Raw genomic sequence first — 25,793 nt, 5'->3', positions numbered from 1 at the left:
TTTAATATCCGGGATTTTGTGGAAGCAGGTTTTCGTTGAGTGACAATTCAGCCTCAGGCAAAGGCAACCAAATGTCACGCATCTGCCAGTTGGGTTTTATGAGGCTCAAGACACTTTCTGCATTGCCGGTACGCTTAAGATCGAACCACCGATGGCACTGCTCGGTGAAAAGTTCATGTCGTCTCTCCTGTAATATAGCAGCGGCCAATTCTTCCTGCGTTGCAGCTGAAGTGGCGGGGAGCCCTGCGCGGGTTCGGATGACATCAATATCTGCCTGTGCGCCTGGAATGTTGCCGTTGAAGGCACGTGCTTCGGCACGGATCAGGTACTGTTCCTCAAGCCGTAGAAGTAGCGTATATTCCTGGGACTCGGGTGTAGGCGCGTTTAGCTTATACTTAAAAGGCCTGTACCAGGTTCCATTTGGATTGGAAATGACTGCAATCCAGTTTGTTTTACGTAAATCGCCGTTTTCAAACGAATCGTATAGATTTACGGATAGTGCGGGCTTGGTGGGTGGACCGCTTGTAAAATTGTAAGTTGTCGCATCCTTGGTGTTTTGGCCTTCAATACCCGGGTGGAAGGACCAAATAATTGAAGGGCTGTCTTTTAAAAATGCAGCTGCCGGATCTGTATCGATTGAATAATCGCCGCTTTCGATTACCAGGGTTGCATAGGCTTCGGCTTGTGAATAGTTCTGAGTATAAAGATGAACTCTTGCAAGCATTGCATGTACGGTAGCCCGATTCGCTCTAACGCGTGCTGAAGATGGATAACTTTCAGGCAAAATGGATTCGGCTAGTAGAAGATCCTGAATGATGTTGTTCCAGACCTCAGTAGCCGATGTTTTGCCGATCGCAGCATTAAGCTCATAATCGGTTGTTGTGATATAAGGGATATCACCGAAAAGATTGACAAGGTAAAAATAATTGAATGCCCTGAGAAAATAGGCTTCACCAAGCAACCTGTTGCGGTCATCTCCCGTAATTGCCGCCGATGATTGTACACCTTCCAAAAGCGCATTAATGGCATAAATTTCTCCATAGGTCGTATTCCAGAGTCGCAGCAAATTTGCATTGGACGGAAGCAGTGTGTGCTTGTTGAATTGCTCATTAAGAGTATTTGTGCCATAGAAATCCATGTCATCAGCGTAGTTTGCCATAAGAAACGTACCCCCGAACGAAGTGCCTGAAGCGACCCCACCCTCGCGCATGCGGGCATATATGTCCGCAAGTGCGGCATTGGCGGTGGTTACATCCTCATAGACGGCATTGCCAGTGAGTTCAGATTGGGGCATGTCAACTTCGATAAAACTTTCGCAGGAAAGCAGTGACAGAACCATCACTATAACCGACACCGTGTACAGTTTTAGCTTAGGCCGAGGATTATTTGGGATATTATTAATTGTTGTCATATGAATAAATTTTAGTTAGAAACTGATTTGAGCCCCTAAAGTGAATTGTCGTAATGGCGGCAGGAAATAGGCTGAATTGTTCTCTGGGTCGGCTCCCTCATATTTAGTGAACGTCAGCAGATTTTGTCCCTGCAGGTAAATCCGTGCGCTTGTCGTAGGTGACCAAAGTGACGGTAATGTGTAGGAAAGGCTCAAGCTTTTTAACCTTACGAACGAAGCATCCTGTACCATGGCGTCACTGAGCACAAAGTTGTTATAAGCTTGTACTGCGTCTGCATTTTCCCCGGTAGTATACAATTGGGCAACCGCTGCATTGCCGTCAACAGGAAAATGACTTTGTACCTGTGACATTTGATTCGAGAAAGCACCAGGCACCAGAAATGAATTAGTCATTGCCGCTCCTTTTTGTTTAACAAACTGGAAAAGGAAATCAAGCGACCAGTTTTTATAGGTCAATTGATTGGCTATACCTCCATAATATTTTGGCGAGAAGTCGATAAATGACGTGAGGTCTTCTGCGGCAGTGATTGCGCCATCTCCGTTGACATCTTCTACGGTATGCAAGCCGGTATCTTGGTCAATACCCGTGTAATGATAAAGTTTTTGGATAAAGATGGACTGTCCGACCATGAACCGATTTTTGTAAGTCGAGGTCTCTAAGTCTGGAAAAGCCAGAAGTTTATTACGCGGTATAGTGAGGTTGAGCGAAGTTATCCAGCTAAAATCCTTTGATTTAAAGTTCTCTGAACGCCACTCAAACTCGAAGCCCGTATTTTCCACGGTGGCATCAAGATTGGCCTGTAATGTAGGAAATCCGGTCGTTCCGGGAAGGGGCACACCGACTAGCTGGTTTGACGAACGATTGCGAAACCAGGAAGCTGAGAGGAAAATCCTGTCCTGGAAAAAGCCCAATTCCATCGCAGCTTCAAACTTCTTATTTGTTTCCCAGCCGAACTTCGGATTGAAAAGCCTGGTTGGCTGAATGCCAATAACACCGTCATAAACGTTGGGTGTTATTTGATAGGTGTCCAAGTATTGGTAATCGCCTATTTGGTCATTACCCGTTACGCCATAACTGGCACGCAGTTTACCGAAGCTCAGAACTGAGCGCGTCTGCTCAAGGAAAGGTTCAGAGGAAAAAATCCATGCCGCACCAACCGCGCCAAAGTTGGCGAAACGGTTTCCTGTACCGAAGCGGCTTGACCCATCACGTCGTCCTGTAAGGTTGATGATGTAACGGTCTTTTATAACAGCATTTATACGTCCGAAAAAAGCGTTGTAGCGGTAGTCAGACTGCTCATCCCTGAGTATCGTTAACGTTGTCGCTGCTGAAAGGCTGTTCATCAGCGCATTGCTCGGGAAGCCATAAGCGTCTATCGCCAACATTTCCTGCTCTTGGTTCTGGAATGTCGTGCCTGCAAGTACGTTGAGCTCTGCCAGGTCCCATTTTTTTTGCCAGGTCAATTGCGGTTCAATGATCCAGGAGCGGCGCTTGCCATCGTTGACAACCATTTCAGACATTGCGCTTGTGAATCCAGAAACCGGGTTGTAGATCGTATAGGGCAAGGACCTGACTTCAGACAACTGAGAGTCGGTAAACCCCAAGCTTGTTTTGGCCTCGAACCCCGCGGGCAGTTTGAACGATAGCATCGTATTGGCAACTAAGGTATTGGTTGTGTTGATATAATTTCCGTTTAGCTGCGCCAAAGGATTTTCAAATGTTCCATTTTCCCAGTTAAGGTTTCCGGCATCATCGTAAAGTGCCGGCGCATTTGGCGCGAGCGTATAGGCTTGCCTTGTCAGGTCAATGCCCGGCAGGGTATTCTTGTCCCCCGAATAGTTGGCTGAGAACATTAGCCTGAAACGGTCATCTTCTGAGCGATGGGTAATGTTGACTGCTGCTGCACCACGATTAAAATGCGCGTCGCCGGGAAATACCGTCGTCTCCTTGCGATATGTGCCGCTGAGCAGGAACTGTGTCAGATCGGAACCTCCGGAAACAGTTAGTTGTGCGTTATAAATATTAGCTGTACCTCCGATGAGTTCCTTCTGCCAATCGGTATTCCGTGTCTGGCTCCAAGTACCATTGACGTCATAGGCATCTTCAGGATATTCGCTGATACCATCGTTCTCGAATGCTTCCCTACGCATGGCCAGATACTGTCCTGTATTGAGCAGGTCGAGTTTGTTGGTAATCTTACCGACTGTCGTATAGCTTTGTACATCAAAGCGCGTACGTCCGGCTTTACCTTTTTTGGTTGTAATCAATACCACACCATTTGCGCCACGGGAACCGTAAATGGCTGTGGCATCCGCGTCTTTTAATACCTCGATGCTCTCGATATCCGCAGGATTTATACTGCTGAGAGGATTTGACAGCCCTCCGAATAAACCACCCGACACTTCGTTGCTGCCCAGCGATTGCGATGCATAGGGTACGCCGTTAATAACATACAATGGATCATTCCCTGTACCCCGTAAAGAGTTGATTCCACGCACCTGAATGCTAAACCCACTGCCTGGTGTCCCGGCGGACTGAATAATGTTAACACCCGACATACGCCCTTGCATAGCGGCTATAGGACTGCTTACGGGCTGAAGAGCTATGTCCGCTGATTTAATTCGGGCTATGCTACCAGTCCTTTCTTTGTCCTTAACTGAATAATATCCCGCATTTATGGTGACTTCCTGAAGCTGTGTGCTGTCTTCTGCCATCACTAGATTTATTGACGCTTGTGTACCAACTGGAATCTCTTGTGTGGTGAAGCCAATAAAGGAGAACACCAGGACATCGGTCGAGCTTGCAGTAATTGCAAACTGTCCTTTTTCATTAGTCGAAGTGAAAATATTAGTTCCCTTTACATTGACCGTGACGTTAGGTAGCGGTCCCGAAGCGTCGGATACGATACCAGTAATTTGTTGCTGAGTTTGCTGCGCGTAGCTTCCAAACGTTAGGCGTGATGCAAAAACCTGATTAGATAATAAAATTGTAAAAATGAAAATACAAAGACAGGAGGGCCTGCCCTTGTTTAATGAAAGATTTTTCATAAATTTAAATAGGATTAAAATGAAACGATAGTTTTGATTTTCTCTCGCCTTCTATAGCTTAGTTCCACCATAGTAATAGAAGGCTTTTCTTGTTAATTAGTTTAGCGAAGGCGTAGTCATCCCAAATTCGGTAAGGAAGAAAAGTTATAAAGATCATAGCCTAAGCCTTTAAGATCTGAAGGAAACAGATAAATATCTTTCCCAAACAAAGAAAGCCTGACCCTTCCTCTAACTAACCCAGAAGGAATACCAGTACGGGCCAGGCATTATAAAGATTAAAATAGTAACGCTACACCATAGGCTAACAGATAAAGGTTATCGATATCGTTTGCGAGTTACTAAAAGAAGCAGCTAAGAATAAGATTGAGGATAGGAACGCCTAAAAAGGAGGCGTGGGTTTAAACTCAACTTACTGCCCATTAGGTACTGGTATACCTGCACGCGAATAAGTGAGCCCACGCCATATGGCGTGAGCATTTACACTTAGTACTTCTCGCGTGCTAAAATTACCAGTTTCAATGGGCGAGATTCCAAGCGAATGCTTCAAATATTTTATTAGAAGTATCGCAAAATTAATGATTCATAACTGAACCAAAACAAATATAGAAAAAAAATATCACACATCTATGAGTATGTGAAAATAAATTTTGTAATGCTTTCATTGCTGTATAATTGAAAAGCCCATGATTATTGAAATAATTATATCTGAATTTGACTTCCATATCATGGAAAATATACGCAAACAGCGTATTAAAGCAGGTATGGATCAAGTTGAGTTAGCACAAAAATTGGGCGTTTCTGAAGGTTATGTGGGGAATATTGAAAATCCTAAGCATAGCGCTAAGGTAAATACAAGGATGTTAGCGAGAATTGCAGCGGCGCTTGACTTAAAAACTTACACAGACCTTTTGCCATTGGTAGTTCTTTCCAATGACATGGTTCGAATACGATTGGAGTTAATTGAAATCAGCAGTAGAAGTCAATCTTTAGATAAAGATGGCAATGTTCCAAAAAGATTGGAAATTATATCGATAAAACCGTTGTCAGACAAAGATATGGAAACTTTAAAAGCTCGTAAAAATGGCTTAAAGTATTGTACTATAATATCATCTGCAAAACGTGAGAAGCACTAGTGCTAAATAGTTAAATAAAATTTTCAATGGAAAAGTATGCTGTGCCACTTATTTTAGGAACGCTGGCTTTGGTGATAGGCATCGCCCTGAAGCTTTTTGTGGGCAGAAGGGTTTTCTATCGCAGAAATGCCGCCGGAAGTGAAGGTTTTAAAAACTACAGAAACGCATTGATTACCCCCTTTGTTGAGAGCATACTCACAAAGATTGGCGGCTTATTAATAATTTTTGGTTTGCTCTGTTTTTTGTGGGCGTGGATTAAGTAGGTTTCGTATTTTACTTCCGCGACAGGGATCGCAGCGGCATCCTTTTACCAAAAGATTTAGCGTAGAGCGCGGCAGTCGCCATACAAAACAATAAACCGTTTAATAACAATTCATGGACAAATACGAAGCATTTGAAAAGCTTAAAGAATTTTCACGAGATCTATCAGCAGTATCTTATGATGAAATAGTAGATTTATTGAAAAATGGAATAAAATTCATTCCTATCCCATTGGCAAAGGTTTCTAAAAATGCACATATTGACAGAGTTCGCCCTAATAAAGGAGCGGTGCTATACGATCACATTGATAATTTGGGATACATTAAAGACCAAGAAGTCATTAATCAACATCTTTTATCATTTGGAAGGGCAAACTGTCCGCATCAGGTGATGTTTTACGGTGCATTGGAAAGCACACTAATTGATAAACAAAGACTTACGGCAATTGCTGAAACTTCAGATTTGTTCCGGGAAAATAAAGATTGTCCTGACGGAAAATATTATACTGTTAGTAGATGGAAAACCAATGATGAGTTTCTGGTTGTTGAAGTTGTTTTCTCTGAATATGCGTTGGAGAATAATCCAGATATCAGAGCATCCTTTGAGAAACAAAAGAGATTTCTTCTGGATAAAGGACTGGAAGAAAAGGAAATACGTTTTCATTTGGATTTTTTAAAGTTTATAAGTGAAGAGTTTTCAAAAAAAGTGACTAATGCGGACGATTACAAAATTAGCGCCGCGTACGCTAATATAATTTTACTGCATCCCGAAACAAGCGGCATAACCTATCCGAGCGTCCAAACCCAATACTTTGGTGTGAATATAGTTTTGACCCCTGAAGCAGTTGATAACTATTTAACACCTATGGTTTGTAGCACACAAATAGTTTATAAAAAAGGCGATAAGACAGTGATTGCTAACGGAGAGCATTTTTGTGACAGCATAGATTCCTCTAAAGACCTTGAGTGGAAAGAACATGACAAATCGCTTCTGACAAATAAAGATGATATCATAAAACATCTCAATTCAGAACGTTAAGAAAAATTAAGAGTACCAAAAAGAGCAACTATGCAGCGAAATTTAGAAAACGTCATAAGCCTTAGCGCACGATTTTTATTATTAAAACAGCAAGATACGGTATATGATAAAGATCGGGCGAAAGCCCTTAAAAAACTACCGCTTCATATATATCTGATTTGCCGGTCCCCAAAGATAATGCTTGATGTTGGTAAATCAACAATCACCCCGACCCAAATTACCCTGACATTCTTTACTAATGTCCAAGGCGTACGCAAAGACATCGTAGTAAAAACCATCAATAGAAAGCACCAGCCAATAGAAAGCATTGAGTGCGATTACCCGAATAATTTTTATAAGGCTTACGGTCCAAAGAAATCTTTCCACTCTGAAGGTAAAACCAATTTACTTTTTAAATATCTCACTGCACAGAATGGAAAATATTATAACGAATCCAATCTTGAGGTACTGTATGTGGGACAAGCCTTTAGCAAGAAAGGAAAGCGGATTACTGTGGATCGTTTGGAGAAACATGAAAAAGCTCAGAAAATTTATTTCGATACTCAAAATAGATTTCCTGATTACGAAGTCTGGTTTTTGAGTTTGACATTTGAACCAAGCTTGATGACGGTTTTTGACCCAAAGACCTTTTATAATCCAAGTCAATTTGAAGATGATTTGGAACATCTGAATAAAGTCGAATCTACTCCTATTTCCTTCGACCAACAGATTACCATTCTTGAAGCAGCAATGATTAGCTATTTTGGAACCGCGGAATTTAATAAAGAATACCTGGATTTTCCATCGAGCAAACATACATCATACAGCGAACTGTACGATTTAGATTTTAATTCTGTAGGTTTTGAGCTTACGACAGTTTCAATTCATTCACAGCTCTTCAGTAAAACCGTACCGGCAAATTTTACTCATTATAAAACTTTCTTTCTTCACAATCAGACTCAGCGGAAAGAAGTACTCTATTGGCTTAAAGGGGATGAATGACACAGTTCGCTGACGTTATGCGGAACGGTAACTTTTCATTGTAACTATCTACTTTATCCTAAGAAAATTCTAATTTCGCATCAAGACCAATTAACATATTTACGGCAGAACTTGAAGCAGCCTTAAATACCTCTATAACCAATAACATTTAGACACATGGATTGCTTATTAATCGGCGGAGCTCAATCTGTCGGAAAAAGTGAAACTATTTATCGCCTTACCGAAAATTTAATAGCTGCTGGGTACCTGGTTACAGCCGGAACGTTTCCGGCGACCTTTACAGATTTCAGGGTAGTGCTACAGGGACCAAACAGGTTTGGTAAAACCGTCAATATAATTATAAATTCACCTACAGATACCGTCGACATTATCAACGATTTTAAATCATTTTTCGATGCTAACGGTACTTATGATATACTGATCTCTTCAATAAGAGATGTCAACTTCTGGCCTCGCGGTGACTTTTTCAGAATTATGGGAATCACAAGTCCCAAGGATTTTATCTTGGAAATACCTCTCGCAAAAATAACACGGCGGGATACAAATTTCCCAATTGCTTTAAACTGGTATCAAAGACAAATGGACAATTTGATGAACCATCTTTTGGTAAACACTCCATTTAATCTTTAGCTTTGCACAGCTAAACGACCGCTCTTAGCTTACCATAAAATTCCGTTTTTAATTGAGTGACTAATTAGCTCAAAATCTAATAAACTATGATTGATATAAGAGTTGAAGAAGACATCGTTAATTTTTATAAGGACGGCAGAAGTAAGCCTATCTATTTTATTGAGAGAGCAAAATTATATTTAACTCGGGAAGATAAAGGTATTTTGGTGTCTGAGTGGATTGAGCACTTAATCTTAAAATCTTGGATTGAGGCCGAAGCTTTATATGAACTGGCAAGACTTATACAAAAGGAATTTCCCGATAATAAAATCAATTGGTATGAAACATTTTTTCCAGTTGAGAAATGGCAGTACTTGCAACATGTAAAACATACTACAAAATTAATCTCTGGTACAAATTCAGAAGTAAATTTCAAAAGTTTAATGGACGGAATTCAGGCGGGAATCGATGAGCAGCGTTCGGATGTAAATGCAGAAATAAATAAAATTGTGGAGATGAATTTACGTCAGTTCAATCTACTTTAGCGACAACAAATTATGGGACTTTTTTGGAGCAATAATAATAAGAAAGTAAGGTCAGACCTGAAGAACTTATTTACAGATAAACGCTATAAAAGGAATGGGAGTAAACTTCGAGGCAATAACCAAATATCAAAACTCTTTGCCGATTTATGGAATGCTTACATTAAGAAATGATATTGAGGCGGTGTAAAGAATACTAACTTTAGGTATTGGCCTGTTGGTCCTTCTTAAGTTCTTCGATAAAGTCTCTTGGAGATATTCCAGTTTGGGTTTCAAAAGCATTTACAAATCTCCGTGTGCTGCTAAAGCCGGCTTCCTCTCCCAAAGCTTTATCGGTGTAATTCTGTAACATCCTCTCGTTCCTGATTTTTTCGGCAATGTAATCCACTTTCAAACCATTGAGATAATTATTGAAACTTTTTTGCCTATACTTCAAAATTATTTCAGAAAGATATTTGGGATTCGTATTAAAGAATCCTGCCAATTTTGTCAGGTTTAAATCCCTCTCACGAATTTTCTTACTGTCTTCAAATTTTTCGACTTGTGAAAGAACCATAGCCTCCGCATCTTTACTCATAGACAATCCATTGTTTTCGCTTGTAGCAGATTTTACTTTTTTAGAGGCTTCGAGCTTCTGGACCAGCTCTTCATATTTCCTTCTAATTTCTTTTTTACTTTTCAGATATCTTGTGATAATTGCAATTACAAACACGCAAAGGGCAACTATTACAGATATGAATATCCTATCGTTGTATTTGCGCCTGTTCAGCGATTTCTCTATATCATTTTTCTGCTGTTTCAGTTTTTTAGTATCATATTCCTTATGTATTTTACCTTGTAGATAGGCGTATGTTTTATGCAACATCCGGTCTGCCCGTAGAAGTTTTTTAATGTAATACAGTTGAACATCTTGCAACCCAATGCTCTCATAATACGAAATCATTAGTTCGTAACCTTCCCTCATATCTGGCCTTAAATAGTCTTTCCGCTCATAGATTTGATCTACTTTTTTAAAATAAGTTATTGCGAGCTCTTTATTCCCCAATGCCCAATAGGATTTTCCAAGATAGAAGTGCCCTATTGACTCATTAGCGAAGTCACCAGCTTTGCTTATTGCCGGCAGGGCGGACTTAATTTTTTCAATGGCAAGAGCATAATTATGGATTAGGCATTGATTGACACCTTCTGAGTGTACAAAATATGGCTCCATGTCAGTATTTTCCAATCTGCGACCTTCCTCAATACCTCTTTTATTGATTTCTGAACACAGACCATGGTTTCCTACCATGTTATAACAAACTCCCAGCATATGCAGCGAATTTAAGTAGCCCCGTGTGTCGTCTCTTTTAAAGAAGCCAATACATTCCTCAAACAAAGCTATTGCCTCACCGTAAAATCCGAGATAAAATTTAATAAGCCCGATATTATATTTAGCCTTATAAATCTGATATTCATTGGCGGTCTTGATAATATAACTATCTGCAATAAGATAAAAATCAAGCGCTTCGGCAAGTCTTTTTTGCCTGTAATAGGCTATACCCTTTGAAAGATAAGCTGCACCTATCATCTCATTGTCTTTTGATCGCTTAGCTGCCCCGACCATGCTATCAGCGTAAATCAGCTTTAGGGTGTCTGGCGCATAGTGAACATAGTTCTTATAGGCATTGGAAAGCTCTTCCCAATTTTTTTCGGATTTGGCTTTAATTAAGAATGATTGAAGGTAGGTTGATCTTTGGCTATCGTTGATCTTCTCATCTTCTATCCGGTTAAAAATATAGTCGTAATCCTTTTTGCGGATCGAGTCAGGAATTTTAGAAATAATTCCTTGGGCATCCATGTACATACAATTGCACAGGGACAATATCAAGATATATTTTCCCATCATCGGTTAAGTTTTAGTCGTTTCCCTTTCTGCAATAAGCATGCTGGTCAGTCATCGCAGGCCAAGCTATAAGTAGGGGATTTCTCTTAACAGTAAGGTTATCAAATATACTTAAAAATCAAGGGACATCCTACAAAAGTAGTGCAAAAATCAGGGTAGCGATTTTCGGAAAATTGATAGTCGAAATGCGGCAAACCGCCAGATACAGGCTTGCTTCGGGCCCTAGCTGCCTATAGCTTTGCCTGTGAATTCAAAAGCAACCGCTTGGCAATTGTCAGGCAAAAGTTCTGCTTTCCCCGGGTGAAAAATGAACTGACGAAAAAAAAGTAATCAGTCACATTTAACACAACGACATCATGAAAAGTTTAAAAGTATGGCTAGTAACACTGCCATTGTTCACCATTGCATGTACAAATGATTTTAACGACATAGAAGATGATAAAATGCCCACAGCTGTGAACGCTAAAAAATCGCTAATCACTCCCGGCAATATCTTAAATCCGTACGATTATACGGGAAGGATACATAATGACATCCTCGAAACACTTGACAGCTTAAATATTGATTCTACATCAGTCGAAGAAATTGGTTTCATAATAGATTCCATAGCCGCTACTTATCCGGAAGCCCCTGCTACAATCGATTCTCTCGCGGGATTAACCAGTGAAATTATCTGGATTGCCAGCGACAACACGGCAATTGATGACGTTCTTGCCGATTCATCCCTGAGCGGCACTGCGCAACTCAGCTTGTCAGGCTTCATCACATCACTGCTTTTGGCCAGTGAGGATCCCTACGATGACCTTTACAATTTGATAGTACTGTACGAATCCTCGGTTCTTTCCAGCCTAGCTTTTACCTCGGCAGAAAAGCGTACCATTCTTACAACAACTTCAATTGCGAGATACTCCCTGTATCGCAAAAAAAGAAAGGATAAGGACTGGGAGACATCAGTTGGAAGTTATGCCGCGACCGTATATGGTGCCGAAGCAAATGGATTCCTAGGGCTTAGGATGGCTGCCGCTGTCGGAGTTTACCAAAATTTCTCTCTAAACCAGTGATATTGTTTCAGCATTTTTTAATGCGTAATGAGGGCAGGATTGTAAAGCTTGCTTGCATTGTCCTCATTGCGCTTAACCTAATAAGCGTGTTCTTCATTTTAGACCTCTTAGCTTGTGATGAAATTGTGAAGTATCTGGATGATGGCGGTATTAAAAGCTCCAGTCCCAGACATTACTCATTCGCATTACTGTTAACCAGTATGCTCAATATAGTTTTCGTGCTGACCGCACTGCTGGCAAGGTATCTTCCGAAATAGCTTATATACAATTTTCTTAAAATTAAATATGATGGAAATACAAAATTCTGCATCCTGGATACGGGAACTGGATGTCCATTGCCTTAAAGAAATAAAGTCGGTCCATCGTTTGAATTTGCTTTTAAAAACAACCAGGTTTTCAATGCTTCTCGTTGATTCCGGTACGATAGAATTTGTGGTAGAACAAAAACACGTTAGCGTGTCCACCGGTCAATTTTATGTTATTCCTTACACGGCAAGAGCAGAATCAATTACAGGTAAATTACGAATTTGCGTTGTAACCTGTTCCACGGCATTTGCATATAATAGCGCAATTTCAAAGTTCGGAAGCGGGTACATAGACTTCGTCCTTATACATCGCGGTACTTTGCTAAATTTGGAAGCAGCGCAGCAAAAGCAAATGCTCTTAATTATTGAATTGCTGAAGCAAAAAGTTAGTTTTCAAAATCGCACGGCTATGCATGATGAAATTGTCGTGCTCTGCTTCAATCTTCTGTTATATGAATTTGGATTGTTACAGTACCAACTTGAAGGGGGCTACCCAATTCATCGCAGCAGGAAAGAAATACTTGTCATAAATTTCATTGGTGTACTAAGGCAGCATTGTAGTTTGCAACATAGTGTAAAGTTCTATGCCGATCTGTTGTTTGTAAGCGCAGGTTACCTGAGTAAAGCGATCAGGGAGGTAACCGGTATGTCTGCTAAGCACTTTATTGAAATGGCGATTTTATCAGAAGCATATCTGCTTCTGGCCAATGATAACCTAACCATTTCTGAAATCAGCACCGCGCTCAACTTCAACGATTCTTCAACTTTCAGTAACTTTTTCAAAAGATACGGCAAAATGTCCCCAACGCACTACCGGCTAACGTTACGGAACTTTGTGCAACTGCATCCAGGAAAATAGGATCTTCCCCAAATCTGCGACAATTTTATTGTAAGCCGGACACAAATTTAAAACCTATCTAAAATTTCCGCTATGAAATATTCTATAAACACAATCGTCTCAGAAATCAGAAGGAAGGAGGACAAACTGTCACTTGAAACAGAACAGCTCCTTGAAGAAGCGTACCAGATGATACAATATCTGAAAGAACTTTTGCATTCGACCAGGGAACATATTATAAAAGAAGGCTTCACTGATAAAACGGAGGAAATTGATTTCTTCCGAAATATCAAGCCATACATTTTAGGCAAGCTGATTTACTACAATAAGATTTTCAGGATAGAAACTATTTGCCCTGTTCGTCGGGGAAAGATGTATCATAAGTTCTTTCTGGGCCAGTTACAGGACCTTAAACAGGAATTTAAGGAACACATTTGTGGCTCATACTTCTACAGGTATTATCGTTCGGGGCGCTGCGATCGTGATGAAGAATATTTCACAAGAGGAAATATAAATTATCGCGATGGCCTTAATAGCTATGTATTTGAGATTGACCATCAGTTCTCCACCTATTACGATTCCAAGGCGTCGCGTATTGTTGCCAATGAATTATTATACACGTATCTGGTGACAAAAATAAATCCTGATGATACACCTGCAAACTTGTTCCAAAATCCTGACTCAACTAAAGATATCTTTTGGACAGACTCAAAAAATGCGCTTATCGAATTGATTTATGCGCTGCACGCTTCAGGGGTAATTTCGCACGGTAAAATTGGCATTCGGAAAATAACCTTTGTATTTCAAGTACTTTTTCGCGTACAGTTGGGTGATATACATCACGCCTTCCATCGTATGAAAGAGCGCACAGGCACTAAAACATCGTTTCTCGACCAATTGAAATACTCTTTGGAACATTACATGAAAAAAGGAATATAGCATGTGCTATTCTGTTTCAGGCAGTCCAGTATGGGCTGCTTTTTTTTTTACCAATGCATGCCCATTGGCAAATGGTAGTTTCAGAAAACTATTGGATGCGAATTTTTAGTTTAAGTCCTTATTTCTTAATAGTTCCATGATGTACAGTTGATAATGTTAAATGTGCAATGTCAATGGGCAAACCTTGGCTTTGATACCGCTTAAGGCTTAGCAACTTTGTGATGTTAAACTGATAAACGAGTTAGCTATGAATATAGATAGGACAGAATTTCTTGCATGGATGCAAAAAATCATGGAACGCTTTGACATCGTGATGGAGCTCGTAGGAAACAAAAAGCAATTATCTACAGCTATTGATGGTGAAGAGCTATTGGATAATCAGGATGTACTGCAAATACTAAAAATCAGTTCTCGCTCATTACAGCGTTACCGCTCATCGGGGAGACTGCCTTATTACACTATAAGTGGCAAGCTATATTATAAGCTGTCAGATGTAGAGCAGTTCATCAGGGAAAGTTTTAATAATAAATGGCAAAAACAGTAAGCCAGCGAATGAAAACCGACGATGTAGAATGCCAATTTGGATTGAACAGGTGTCCAATACAATACTTTCGGCCGTATAAAACACTGAAGCTATGAATGAGGTAATAAGTGAGCAGATAAAAGTACAGGAGCAGCAACCAGAGATTTTGCTCGTACACGACAAAACTCAAAAGAAAGTAAATGCAGTAAAAGGCATCGGTAAAGACGGAACTCTGGAAACCATTGATCCGGACAGGAAGAATCAGAATCAGTTCATGCGTGTAGACAAACATGGTGACATATTCTCAAACTTCTTCTCCAACTTCCAGAGCCAACTTAAAAACCCTACGCAATTTTCTTTCTTCAAAATTCCGGTTGAAAAGGTTGAGGAATTGGCCAGGAAGATAGAAGAATACCTACGTAACCTGACAGAGGAAGGTAAAGCTTTTTTGGAAAAGTTTATGGTAAATGGCCAGCAAGAAGATAAACAAGAAAATCAGAATATTATGGAAACTACGCAGACAAAGACCGAAACCGGGGATTATAAATTCTCTCCGGAACAGATTAATTGGGAATTTATGTCAAATTTAGGATTAAGCAAAGAGAAGCTTGAGGCGAAGAACCTTTTGGAACCATTATTAAAAGGTTATAAAACGAACGAGTTGGTGCCTGTAAATATAAATCTTGGCTCAGCCAAAGCCTATATAGAAGCCCGTTTAGCCTTGCAAAGCAATAAGGAAGGCGAGGTTGTACTAAATATGTACCCCGTTCACAAAGAGCCGAAGGTACAATTTCCTTTCTGGGGGCATGAATTTACAAAAGAGGACAAGGAAAATTTACTTTCTAAGGGAAATATGGGACGAGTAGTTGATTTGACGTACCCTAATAATCCTGACTTAAAAATCCCTTCGGTAATTAGTGTTGACAGATTAACCAACGAACTTGTCGCCTTTCGCACTGAGTGGATGAAAATTCCCGAAGAAATTAAAGGCGTTAAGCTTAATGATGAACAGAAGCAAACCTTAGCTGAAGGGAAGCCACTTTTTATTGAAGGCATGACTTCAAAGAAAGGCGAGTCGTTCGACGCTTCAGTCCAATTCAATGCAGATAAAGGCCATATAGAATTTCTCTTTGACAGGAATAATGATCTTAGCCAAAAGCAAAGTAATCAGGAAGGGCAACAGGAAGCTCCTCGTGAATTCAGAGACAAAGTGCTTGACGACAAGCAATATGAAAAGTTCAAAGAAGGGCAGACCGTTTATATCGACGGGCTGGTTGATAAAAAAGGGCAAAGCTACCAAGGCTATATCACCTTTGACAAGGAGACCGGCAAGACAGATTTTTCATTTAACAATCCTGATAAACTGAGGGAAAAAGTCCAGCCAAAAGAGGAAAACAAAACGCAGGTGGCCGTCAATTCGGAAGGTAAAACCAACGAAGCCACCAAGCATAGCAATGAACCATTGAAATCAGGCCAACAGGATCCTGACAGCAAAATTCAGCAAGAGCAAGCCCAGCAACAGGAGGATAAACCCTCCAAATCAAAAGGAAGGAAGATATAACTATATACACATAAAGGATTATGATAGTAGTGATTGCAGAAAAACCAAGTGTTGCACGCGAAATTGCCCTAGTGCTTGGTGCCATGGAAAAAAAAGACGGCTACTCGCAGGGAAATGGCTATCAGATAACCTGGGCTTTGGGGCATTTGGTTGCCCTTGGCATGCCGGAAGATTACGGCATTAAAGGATTTCTGGCGGAATCCCTGCCAATACTGCCAAATCCCTTCTTATTAACAGGGCGGAAAATACGCAAGGATAAGTCTTATGTTGCCGATCCGGGTGCTGCAAAACAATTGAAGGTAATCGATCATTTATTCAAGGCTTGCGAAAGTATTATTGTTGCAACAGATGCGGGACGTGAGGGAGAATTGATTTTCCGGTATATATACGATTACCTTAAATGCCAAAAACCATTTAAGCGCTTGTGGATAAGTTCACTAACTGAAAAAGCGATACGGCAAGGGTTCGCCAACCTGAAGGGAGGTAGTGAGTTCGACGGGCTTTACTCCGCTGCCCAAGGCAGAAGCAAGGGTGATTGGCTGGTAGGCATCAATTCTTCCCAAGCGCTCAGCATAACCGCAGGCAGCGGTGTATATTCCTTGGGAAGAGTACAGACACCCACTCTCGCCATAATCTGCAAAAGGTTTTTGGAAAACAGCACTTTTAAGGCAGAAACATATTGTCAGGTCCAATTGGGACATCAAAAGAACGGCACGGACTTTAAAAGCCTATCATTAATCAACTGGGACGGTAAAAAGGCAGCGGAAGATGTATTGAGAATGGTGCAACGCATCGGCATAGCAACTGTACTGTCAGCGGATAATAAAACCATTTCTGAACAGCCGCCGCTATTGTTTGACTTAACAGGCCTTCAAAAGGAAGCAAACAAGCAGCTTGGCCTTTCCGCAGAAGAAACGCTGAATATTGCCCAAGGCCTATATGAAAAAAAATTCATCACCTATCCCCGCACTGGCAGCAAGTACATCCAGGAGGACATGTGGAGTGAAGTACCGAAACTTATAAAAGCTTTGGAAACCAGGCCATCTATTGGATCGGTGATTGGCAAGCTTAAGCTTGGGAGGCTGAATAAGCGCATAGTCAATGATATAAAAGTGACCGACCATCATGGGCTATTGGTAACCGAGAAAATTCCGATATCCTTATCAGCAATGGAAAATTTGATCTATGATATGATTGCCCACAGGCTACTTGAAGCAGTTTCTGAAGCGTGCACTAAAAAGGTAACAGAGGTTATCCTTGAGGTGTCAGGTACTACTTTCGTCAGCAAGGGAATAGAAGTGCTGATGCCAGGCTGGCGTGCAGTAAAAGGTAGATATGACGATGAAGAAAGTGCCTCATTACAGGTCTTGCCGGAAATTGCAGTTGGTGATGAAATCAAGATAAAAAGCACTGAAGTGCTGGAAAAGAAGACAAGTCCTCCAGCACTATATACTGATGCAAGTTTATTGGCTGCCATGGAACATGCCGGAAGAGCAATAGAGAATGAACACGAGCGAAAGGCAATCCAGCTCATTGGAATCGGCACTCCGGCTACCCGTGCGGCCATCATCGAAACGCTTTTATCAAGATCGTACATTCAGAGGACTAAGAAATCGCTTATTCCCACGGAAAAGGGACTTAAAGTTTATGACCTCGTTAAAGATAAAAGTATTTCAGATGTGGCTATGACAGCGCAATGGGAGCTTGCTTTAGAGAAAGTTGAAAATGGCCAGCTCAGCCTGGATGTTTTTCAGCGGGAGATGGAGCAGTACGCTACGACTATAACCGGTGAATTGCTATCGAGCACAATACATAAAGAAAAACATCCTGATCTCACCTGCCCAAAATGTAAAAAGCACAAACTTCAGTTCAGGGATAAGTTAGTCAAATGCCCTTCAGCTGACTGCAATTGGGTACAGTATCTAAAGGTCTGTGGTGTCCATTTAAACTATGCAGAAATAGAACAGTTGGTACAGGCAGGGAGAACCCACCTTATAAAAGGAATGGTTAGCAAATCCCAAAAAAAATTCAATGCCTTTATCGTTCTCGGCGAGAATGCCACGACCTATTTTGAATTTGAAAAACCAGCCGGAAGAAAGGCATAAAAAAATCTAATATGAAAACAGATCAACGAGACCTCTCTTATTTCAAACTGAGGTTAGAGGAATTGCTCAGGGCCAGTTTTCCGGAACTCGCCTGGAATACGACATTTATAAATCAGCGCGCCCAACGCGCTGCAAGCGCATACGAAGGTGCTTTTGGTTCAGGGAACTCCTATATGCAATGTGACGAGATCGCCAATTACATCTTATTTGAAGGACTGCATTTTTCCCGCTTCGGTAGTGTTTTCAAGGTAGTATGTAATGAATTTGACACCATTATGGCAGACGAGGAACTCTATCCGTTTGCCATGCAGATGCTGCCAGTTTGCGATCCTGTATTCATGCGGTATGAGCTGACCGATGATTTTGAAGGTAAAACTGAATGTGACCTTCTCTACACAGAATTGACAGGAACGATACAACTCTGGATTGAAGAGAATGGCCTTTAATAAAAGGGATCATCTAAAACAGAATATTGAGGCGTTACGTTTAGTTTTCTTTTTAGAGCACGAGAAACGCCAGGCTACCGAAACCGAGCGGCTACAGCTTTTGCAGTTTAGGGGTTTTGGTGGCCTAAAATTCGTTCTGAATCCCTTTGACGACCCCAATGCACTTTCACAATGGGCAAAATCCGAACAGAATCTTTTCTCGCTTACCCAGGAATTACATCAGCTTCTGAGGGAAAATTCCATTGATGATAAGCAATACCGCCAACTCACAGAGAGCATGCGGAGTTCGGTACTTACAGCCTTTTACACTCCACCGGCTGTGATTAAAGCATTAGCGGAATCTTTCGCTGAAAAAAACATCGGCTTTAATACTATTTTAGAGCCATCAGCAGGCATTGGTTCCTTTATCGAATCTTTTGCCAAATCCGGTAATAATTCGCAAAACTTCACGGCTTACGAGAAAGATCTTCTTACCGGAAAAGTCCTTGCACAGCTTTATCCCCAAAACAATATCCGGATTGCCGGTTTTGAAGAAATTCCCGACAAGGAAAGAGGCACTTATGACTTGGTGACTAGTAATATTCCCTTCGGTGATACGTCGGTATTTGACCTTGGATTTTCACGCAGCAATGATGTCGCGCGTAAACAAGGAGCCCGAAGCATCCACAATTATTTTTTTCTTAAGGGCGGTGATATGCTACGTGACGGAGGTGTTTTAGCCTACATTACCTCACAAGGTGTGCTTGACAGCCCCAAAAATAAACCTATCAGGGAAGCTTTGATGCGGGATCATAATCTGGTATCTGCTATCCGCCTGCCTAACAATTTATTTAGCGAATATGCGGGAACTGAGGTAGGGAGCGACCTTATCATACTACAGAAAAATAGTAACAAACAGGAACTTTCAGATAAAGAAATCCAGTTTTTAGGGACTTACCAAGCCAATGACGGAAGCCACTATAATAAGCTTTTCGCCACTATGGAATCCATTATCCATACTTCGGCCTATAAAGATACCGACATGTATGGTAAACCTGCCTGGATATACGAGCATGAAGGCGGTGTAGAAGGTATCGCCGGAGATCTTAGAAAGTTGCTTTCCATTGATTTCACAAATAATCTTACTGTCAAAAGACCAGAAATTATAGACCCCCAGATAATAAGACCGGACCCTGAAAAACAACTCCCTGAAGAGCCCAGGCAAAAAGTTACGGAAACGGAAAATACTTCCAACTCACAAAACCCCCTCTTTTCAGATACTCCTTCTTACGAACAGCAGTTAAGCCTGTTCGATCTTTTCGAGAGCACGCCGCAAAAACCTCCGTCTGTACAGGCTAAAACCTTACCGAAAAGGAATAATAAGAGAAGCAAGACTAAGCATCCAGGGCTCTTTGACCATTTTGCTTCCCAGCCGGATAAAGCCGCACCTGATTTCAAAATGCAAAACAGTGAGTTGCAGTATGGAAACTTATTCTCTCAGGATAGCCCGAGTGACAACACCCCGTCAGCAAATTTTCCAATTATAAAAAATACCTTTCCTGATCCCGGTCCCTTTACCGGCGAACTACACAACTTTCATCGAGAGGATTGCCTGGTAGCTGAGAAGGGTTTTGTAGGATATCTAAAAAATGTAGATATCTATAGTAAATCTGCAATCTTTCAACCTCTGAATTTGCCGCCGACACAAAGGTTGCGTGCTATAGCTTACGTAGAGCTCCGCGATTCGTACCACCTGCTTTACCATCGGGAAGCAGAACTAATGGTAGAGCATACTGTTGAGCGCGCTTCGTTGAACAAGCAATACGATGCTTATATCACAAGGTATGGTACACTAAACAGTGCAGAGAATATTAAACTTATAAAAACGGATACCGCAGGTAAAGAAATACCATATCTCGAACGAATGGTTGGAAACGTTGTACATAAAGCTGATATTTTTCATCAGCCTGTCAGCTTTTCTATTACAAAATTAGCTACTAACAATCCTGACGAGGCGTTGGCAGCCTCCTTAAATAAGTACGGTACTGTCCGGCTGGAATACATGTCTTCTGTTAGCACTATGGATGAAACCGATCTGAAAGCAGCGCTGCATGGCCGTATTAATTATAATCCGCTTGACACAGGATACGAGATTTCTGAGAGGTGGATCTCGGGAAATGTTGTCGATAAAGCTGCGCAAGTCAGGCAATACCTAGAGACCAACCCTCGCGATAAGGAGGCCCGCGAGAGCTTAAAGGTGCTTGAGGAAGCGCGTCCGAATCGGATTGAATTTGACGAGCTTGATTTTAATTTGGGGGAGCGCTGGATTCCTTTAGGGATATACAATCATTTCGCTTCCAATCTATTTGATACAGATGTTAGAATATATTATACAGAGAATACGGATGATTTTTCAATAGCGTGCGACAAAAAGAATGTACTTATCTGGGATAAATATGCTCTCAAAACCCAAAGCCGTACATATGACGGGATAGCATTGCTGAAACATGCCCTTGTCAACACCACACCGGATATCACTAAAAAAGTAATGATTGCCGGAAATGAAGTGAAGGTTCGGGATATGGAAGCCATCCAGATGGCCAACACCAAGATTGACGAAATACGCAAGGCATTTACAGATTGGCTATATACGCAAAATGATGAATTTAAGGAGCGCCTGACCGATAAATATAATGACACATTCAATTGCTTTGTGCGCCCGCAATATAATGGAAGCCACCAGGATTTTCCGGGACTGGATCGTAAAGCGTTAGGCATAGATGATCTGTATCCCAGCCAGAAAGATGCTGTGTGGATGATAAAGCTCAATGGCGGAGCCATTTGCGACCATGAGGTCGGGGCGGGAAAGACGCTAATAATGTGTGTAGCTTCTCAAGAGATGAAACGGTTGGGATTAGTCCATAAACCAATGATTATAGGGTTGAAAGCTAATGTCCACGAAATTGCGGAAACGTATCGCAAGGCATATCCGCATGCAAAAATCCTCTATCCCGGTAAGGAAGATTTTACCCCTCAAAAGCGTCTGCGCATTTTTGGAGATATTAAAAATAACGAATGGGATTGTGTTATCCTCACCCATGACCAGTTTGGCATGATTCCACAGTCACCTGAACTCCAAAAAGAAATACTGCAGGCTGAGCTCGACAGCGTAGAGGAAAACCTGGAAGTCCTTAAATCACAGGGCGGCGAAGTGTCGCGTGCTATGCTCAAAGGTGTAATCATACGCAAACAAAATCTGGAAGTTAAGCTTAAGACGTTGGAACACGACATTGATAACCGCAAAGACGATGTTGTCGATTTTAAAATGATGGGCATTGATCACATTTTTGTTGATGAAAGCCACCAATTCAAAAACCTGATGTTTAATACCCGCCATGAGCGCGTAGCCGGCCTTGGGAATATGCAGGGAAGCCAGAAAGCGCTGAACCTTCTTTTTGCCATAAGGACAATACAGGAGAGAAATGGCAAGGATTTGGGGGCAACTTTCTTATCAGGCACTACCATAAGCAATTCACTGACGGAACTGTACCTGTTATTTAAATATTTGCGCCCCCAAGCTCTGGAAAAGCAGGGCATAACCTGCTTTGATGCGTGGGCTGCAATTTATGCCCGTAAAACCGTTGATTATGAATTCTCGGTAGCCAACAACATCGTATCAAAAGAACGATTCCGTTTCTTTATAAAAGTTCCGGAGCTGGCGCAGTTCTATTCAGAAATAACTGATTATCGTACGGCTAAAGATATTGGCATCGACCGTCCCGAAAAGACAGAGATTCTTCATCATATTCCTCCTACACCTGAGCAGGAGGTATTCATAAAGAAATTAATGCAGTTTGCCAAATCAGGTGATGCTACGCTATTGGGAAGGCCAAAGCTATCCCAAAGTGAGGAGAAGGCTAAAATGCTGATTGCAACTGATTATGCCCGTAAGATGTCTCTTGATATGAGAATGATAAGCCCAACATACAGTGACCATCCTGATAATAAGGCCTCCCATTGCGCTGCACAAATTGCCATGTATTACCAAAAATTTTATGCACAGAAAGGGACGCAGTTTGTCTTTTCCGACTTAGGTACGTATAAGCCCGATGAATGGAACCCCTATTCTGAAATCAAGCGGAAACTGGTTGAAGAACATGGCATTCCCTCGCACGAGATACGGTTTATACAGGAGGCAAAAAACGACAAAATGCGAAAAGAGTTTATAGGTGCGATGAACGACGGAAAAATTCGCGTGCTATTCGGTTCTACAAGTATGCTTGGAACAGGCATTAATGCGCAGAAACGGGCGGTTGCTGTTCACCATCTTGATACACCCTGGCGCCCAAGTGACCTGGCTCAAAGAGATGGCAGGGCGATACGTAAAGGCAACGAGATTGCTAAATTCTTTTCCGGAAATAATGTGGATGTGATAATCTATGCGGTCGAAAAGTCCTTAGATAGCTATAAGTTTAACCTTCTGTACAATAAACAGGTTTTCATTGACCAGCTTAAGAATAATAGCTTGGGGAAACGGACCATCGACGAAGGTGGTCTGGATGAAAAATCAGGGATGAATTTCTCAGAGTATGTCGCTATACTTTCGGGTAATACGGACTTGCTGGAAAAAGCCAAACTTGAAAAACAGATCGCAGGCCTTGAAAGCGAAAGGCAATCTTTCATTCGTTCCAAATACTCTTCCAGATATAAGCTTGATGATATTAAAGCAACGCTTGATGCTGCAGGCTCGCGTTTGGAGCGTATGGAAACTGATTGGGTTAATCTGCAAAAACGTGTACAAAAAGCGCAGGACGGGACTATCCTTAATCTGATACAGCTTACAGGCCTGCCTGCAAACGCAGACATAAAGCAGATAGGAACCAAACTCAATCAGCTTTCGGAAAAACCCAGGACGGCGGGCCAGTACGAAGAAATTGGAACTTTATATGGTTTTACCTTATTGGTAAAAACAGAACTGTCCGAAAAAGACACTTTTGAAAAAGACAACAGGTTTTTTATTCAAGGGGAAGGAAATATTAAATATACTTACAATAATGGGATCATGGCAAGAGATGCAAAGCTTGCTTCTATGAATTTCCTGAATGCCCTTGAGAAAATTCCCGGGCTTATTGAGCAGGAAGAAAAGAAAATATCAGGGCTAAAGAAGGATTTGCCAATTCTTGAAGAAGTTGTTAATGGTGTATGGTCAAAGGAAAGTGTATTGGCAGAATTAAAAGCGTCGCTATCTTCATTAGAAAGAAAAATCCAGGTATCAATCGTTCCCGATAAAGATGGTGTCGCAGAATATCCTAATGATGTTAGCACTGATAAAAACAACAAAAGTTCTGTGCTGCGTGTTGGATAATAGCTTTGCTTTAAGACGTGCTTTTGCATTGACTAAAATTAGCGTGTTTACGTTTGCTAATATTAACGCATTTACGTTTACTAATTTTAGCGCATTTACGTTTACTAATTTTAGCGCATTTATGTTTGCTAATTTTAGTACATTTGTATTTGCTAAGATTAGTACATTCTAAATTACAAAGAAATGGCAACACCAAAAGAAAGATTTGTCGAAGCGCTTACCGTCCTGAAAGAGTTGCAGGATAGCGGAAAAGTTGGTATATACACAGATGATATTCCCAATCCAAGACACAGGCAATTGCTTGTTAAGAATGGCTTTATAAAAGAAGTTGCTAAAGGTTGGTATATAGCATCCAACCCGTCCGAAAAAGACGGAGAAACTACTGCATGGTATAGTTCTTACTGGGATTTTGTTACCCAATTCATAACAAAAAAGTATGGAGATAATTGGTGCCTTTCCGCAGACCAGTCACTATTGCTTCATGCGGGCAACTGGTCGGTGCCGCAACAGCTTATTGTCAGGTCACCGGACGCGAATAATAAACCGACACCATTACCGCACAATACTTCCCTCTTTAACCTGAAAACGGAACTGCCGGAAAAAGAATATGCAGAAATTCGCAGTAATGGCCTTCGGGTTTATAACTTACAGACCGCCCTTATTTATTGTACTGCTGCTGTTTATACCCACAATGCAATTGATGCCCGCACAATCCTGTCAATGATTCGCGACGCATCTGAGGTGTTGCCTGTCCTGCTTGAAAATGGACATACCAAGCTCGCCGGCAGGTTAGCCGGTGCCTTTAGGAATATCGGCAGGGACAGGATTGCCGACCAGATCATCGAAACTTTCAAGCAGGCGGATTATGTTATAAGGGAAGAGGATCCTTTTGAAGAAAAAATTGCCATTAAGTTACCTGCCAGGGAACGTTCACCCTATGCTAATCGTATAAGGTTAATGTGGATGCAGATGCGTGAAATAGTAGTAAAGCACTTTCCTCCCGCACCGGGAATTCCTGAAGATCATGAAGCATTCATGAAAAATGTAGACGATATTTACATTACTGATGCTTACCACTCCCTTTCCATCGAACGTTATAGGGTAACACCCGAATTAATTGAAAAGGTAAGTTCAGGAAAATGGGACATCAAGGAGAATGAAGCTGACAGGCAGCAGCGCGATGCTATGGCCGCAAGGGGTTATTATCAGGCCTTCCAATCAGTAAAAGAAACCATAAAAGCAATTCTTGAAGGCAACACTGCAGGCACTGCCGTGGATAAAGACCACTCTAAGTGGTACAGGCAGCTGTTTGATCCCAGTGTGGTAGCAGGCCTCCTTAAACCTGCTGATTTGGCAGGCTATAGAAACCATCAGGTGTATATTGGCAATTCCAAACATGTACCATTAGGTGTTGAAGCCATGCGCGATGCAATGCCAGTTTTATTTGAGCTTCTCGAAGAAGAGCCGGAAGCCTCGGTAAGGGCAACATTAGGTCATTTTATATTTGTGTTTATACATCCCTATATGGATGGCAATGGCAGAATGGGAAGATTTCTAATGAATGCAATGCTGGCTTCCGGCGGTTATCCCTGGACGGTTATTCCGGTTGAAAAGCGCGATGACTATATGCAGGCCCTGGAACATGCCAGTGTTGGACAAAATATTGAGCCTTTCGCACGCTTCCTCGCTTTTTTAGCAAGTGAAGGATTAAAAGGGCATACGGTAGCTGAGCTGCCGCACTAGCAAGTAAGGGGTATTATAATCGA

At 41.4% G+C, this 25,793-nt stretch carries 18 protein-coding genes; 15 read left to right on the top strand and 3 right to left on the bottom strand.

Annotated elements, in window-relative coordinates:
- Position 1 precedes the first annotated feature (1 nt).
- Together KJK34_RS10415 and KJK34_RS10410 are read right to left on the bottom strand one after the other, a co-directional pair.
- A complete protein-coding gene (locus KJK34_RS10415) occupies positions 2–1,411 on the bottom strand; it encodes a RagB/SusD family nutrient uptake outer membrane protein (protein ID WP_223053819.1) in 1,410 nt (469 codons plus the stop codon).
- Between the two features lie 15 nt (positions 1,412–1,426).
- Positions 1,427–4,459 carry a SusC/RagA family TonB-linked outer membrane protein gene (locus tag KJK34_RS10410; protein ID WP_223053818.1) on the bottom strand — a complete coding sequence of 1,011 codons (3,033 nt, stop codon included), beginning with the start codon at positions 4,457–4,459 and terminating at the stop codon, positions 1,427–1,429.
- 683 nt (positions 4,460–5,142) lie between these two features.
- Between KJK34_RS10410 and KJK34_RS10405 the strand changes: the two genes are divergently transcribed.
- The 6 genes from KJK34_RS10405 to KJK34_RS10380 all read left to right on the top strand — a co-directional run bounded on the left by KJK34_RS10405 (position 5,143) and on the right by KJK34_RS10380 (position 9,026).
- Positions 5,143–5,592: a helix-turn-helix domain-containing protein gene (locus tag KJK34_RS10405; protein ID WP_223053817.1), complete on the top strand. Its 450-nt coding sequence runs from the start codon at positions 5,143–5,145 to the stop codon at positions 5,590–5,592.
- A 26-nt stretch (positions 5,593–5,618) separates the two neighbouring features.
- A complete protein-coding gene (locus KJK34_RS10400) occupies positions 5,619–5,855 on the top strand; it encodes a molybdenum ABC transporter permease (protein WP_223053816.1) in 237 nt (78 codons plus the stop codon).
- A 112-nt stretch (positions 5,856–5,967) separates the two neighbouring features.
- Positions 5,968–6,891, top strand: coding sequence for a hypothetical protein (locus tag KJK34_RS10395; RefSeq protein ID WP_223053815.1), 924 nt, complete (start codon positions 5,968–5,970; stop codon positions 6,889–6,891).
- 30 nt (positions 6,892–6,921) lie between these two features.
- Positions 6,922–7,872, top strand: a complete 951-nt coding sequence (locus KJK34_RS10390) for a hypothetical protein (RefSeq protein ID WP_223053814.1) — start codon at positions 6,922–6,924, stop codon at positions 7,870–7,872.
- Between the two features lie 156 nt (positions 7,873–8,028).
- Positions 8,029–8,502, top strand: coding sequence for a hypothetical protein (locus KJK34_RS10385; protein WP_223053813.1), 474 nt, complete (start codon positions 8,029–8,031; stop codon positions 8,500–8,502).
- An 86-nt stretch (positions 8,503–8,588) separates the two neighbouring features.
- Positions 8,589–9,026, top strand: coding sequence for a hypothetical protein (locus KJK34_RS10380; protein WP_223053812.1), 438 nt, complete (start codon positions 8,589–8,591; stop codon positions 9,024–9,026).
- Positions 9,027–9,225: 199 nt separating this feature from the next.
- Here KJK34_RS10380 and KJK34_RS10375 read toward each other — a convergent pair whose 3' ends face one another.
- Positions 9,226–10,908, bottom strand: coding sequence for an AraC family transcriptional regulator (locus tag KJK34_RS10375; RefSeq protein ID WP_223053811.1), 1,683 nt, complete (start codon positions 10,906–10,908; stop codon positions 9,226–9,228).
- 353 nt (positions 10,909–11,261) lie between these two features.
- Between KJK34_RS10375 and KJK34_RS10370 the strand changes: the two genes are divergently transcribed.
- The 9 genes from KJK34_RS10370 (at position 11,262) to KJK34_RS10330 (ending at position 25,770) form a co-directional block, all read left to right on the top strand.
- A complete protein-coding gene (locus tag KJK34_RS10370; protein WP_223053810.1) occupies positions 11,262–11,966 on the top strand; it encodes a hypothetical protein in 705 nt (234 codons plus the stop codon).
- A gap of 288 nt (positions 11,967–12,254) precedes the next feature.
- A complete protein-coding gene (locus tag KJK34_RS10365; RefSeq protein ID WP_223053809.1) occupies positions 12,255–13,130 on the top strand; it encodes a helix-turn-helix domain-containing protein in 876 nt (291 codons plus the stop codon).
- 72 nt (positions 13,131–13,202) lie between these two features.
- Positions 13,203–14,048, top strand: coding sequence for an RteC domain-containing protein (locus KJK34_RS10360; protein ID WP_223053808.1), 846 nt, complete (start codon positions 13,203–13,205; stop codon positions 14,046–14,048).
- Positions 14,049–14,295: 247 nt separating this feature from the next.
- Positions 14,296–14,592 carry a helix-turn-helix domain-containing protein gene (locus KJK34_RS10355; RefSeq protein WP_223053807.1) on the top strand — a complete coding sequence of 99 codons (297 nt, stop codon included), beginning with the start codon at positions 14,296–14,298 and terminating at the stop codon, positions 14,590–14,592.
- A 91-nt stretch (positions 14,593–14,683) separates the two neighbouring features.
- Positions 14,684–16,132, top strand: coding sequence for a DUF3945 domain-containing protein (locus tag KJK34_RS10350; RefSeq protein ID WP_223053806.1), 1,449 nt, complete (start codon positions 14,684–14,686; stop codon positions 16,130–16,132).
- Between the two features lie 20 nt (positions 16,133–16,152).
- Positions 16,153–18,237, top strand: coding sequence for a type IA DNA topoisomerase (locus KJK34_RS10345; RefSeq protein WP_223053805.1), 2,085 nt, complete (start codon positions 16,153–16,155; stop codon positions 18,235–18,237).
- Between the two features lie 11 nt (positions 18,238–18,248).
- Positions 18,249–18,683, top strand: coding sequence for a DUF1896 domain-containing protein (locus tag KJK34_RS10340; protein WP_223053804.1), 435 nt, complete (start codon positions 18,249–18,251; stop codon positions 18,681–18,683).
- Positions 18,673–24,027, top strand: coding sequence for a helicase-like domain-containing protein (locus tag KJK34_RS10335; protein WP_223053893.1), 5,355 nt, complete (start codon positions 18,673–18,675; stop codon positions 24,025–24,027). The genes KJK34_RS10340 and KJK34_RS10335 overlap by 11 nt, the downstream gene beginning before the upstream one ends.
- A gap of 183 nt (positions 24,028–24,210) precedes the next feature.
- Entirely contained in the window at positions 24,211–25,770 is a 1,560-nt protein-coding gene (locus KJK34_RS10330) for a Fic family protein (protein WP_223053803.1), read from the top strand.
- Positions 25,771–25,793 lie beyond the last annotated feature (23 nt).

The sequence above is a fragment of the Flavobacterium coralii genome (assembly GCF_019891545.1).
Lineage (GTDB): Bacteria > Bacteroidota > Bacteroidia > Flavobacteriales > Flavobacteriaceae > Flavobacterium > Flavobacterium coralii.
This window is presented reverse-complemented; position numbering and strand designations above follow the sequence as displayed.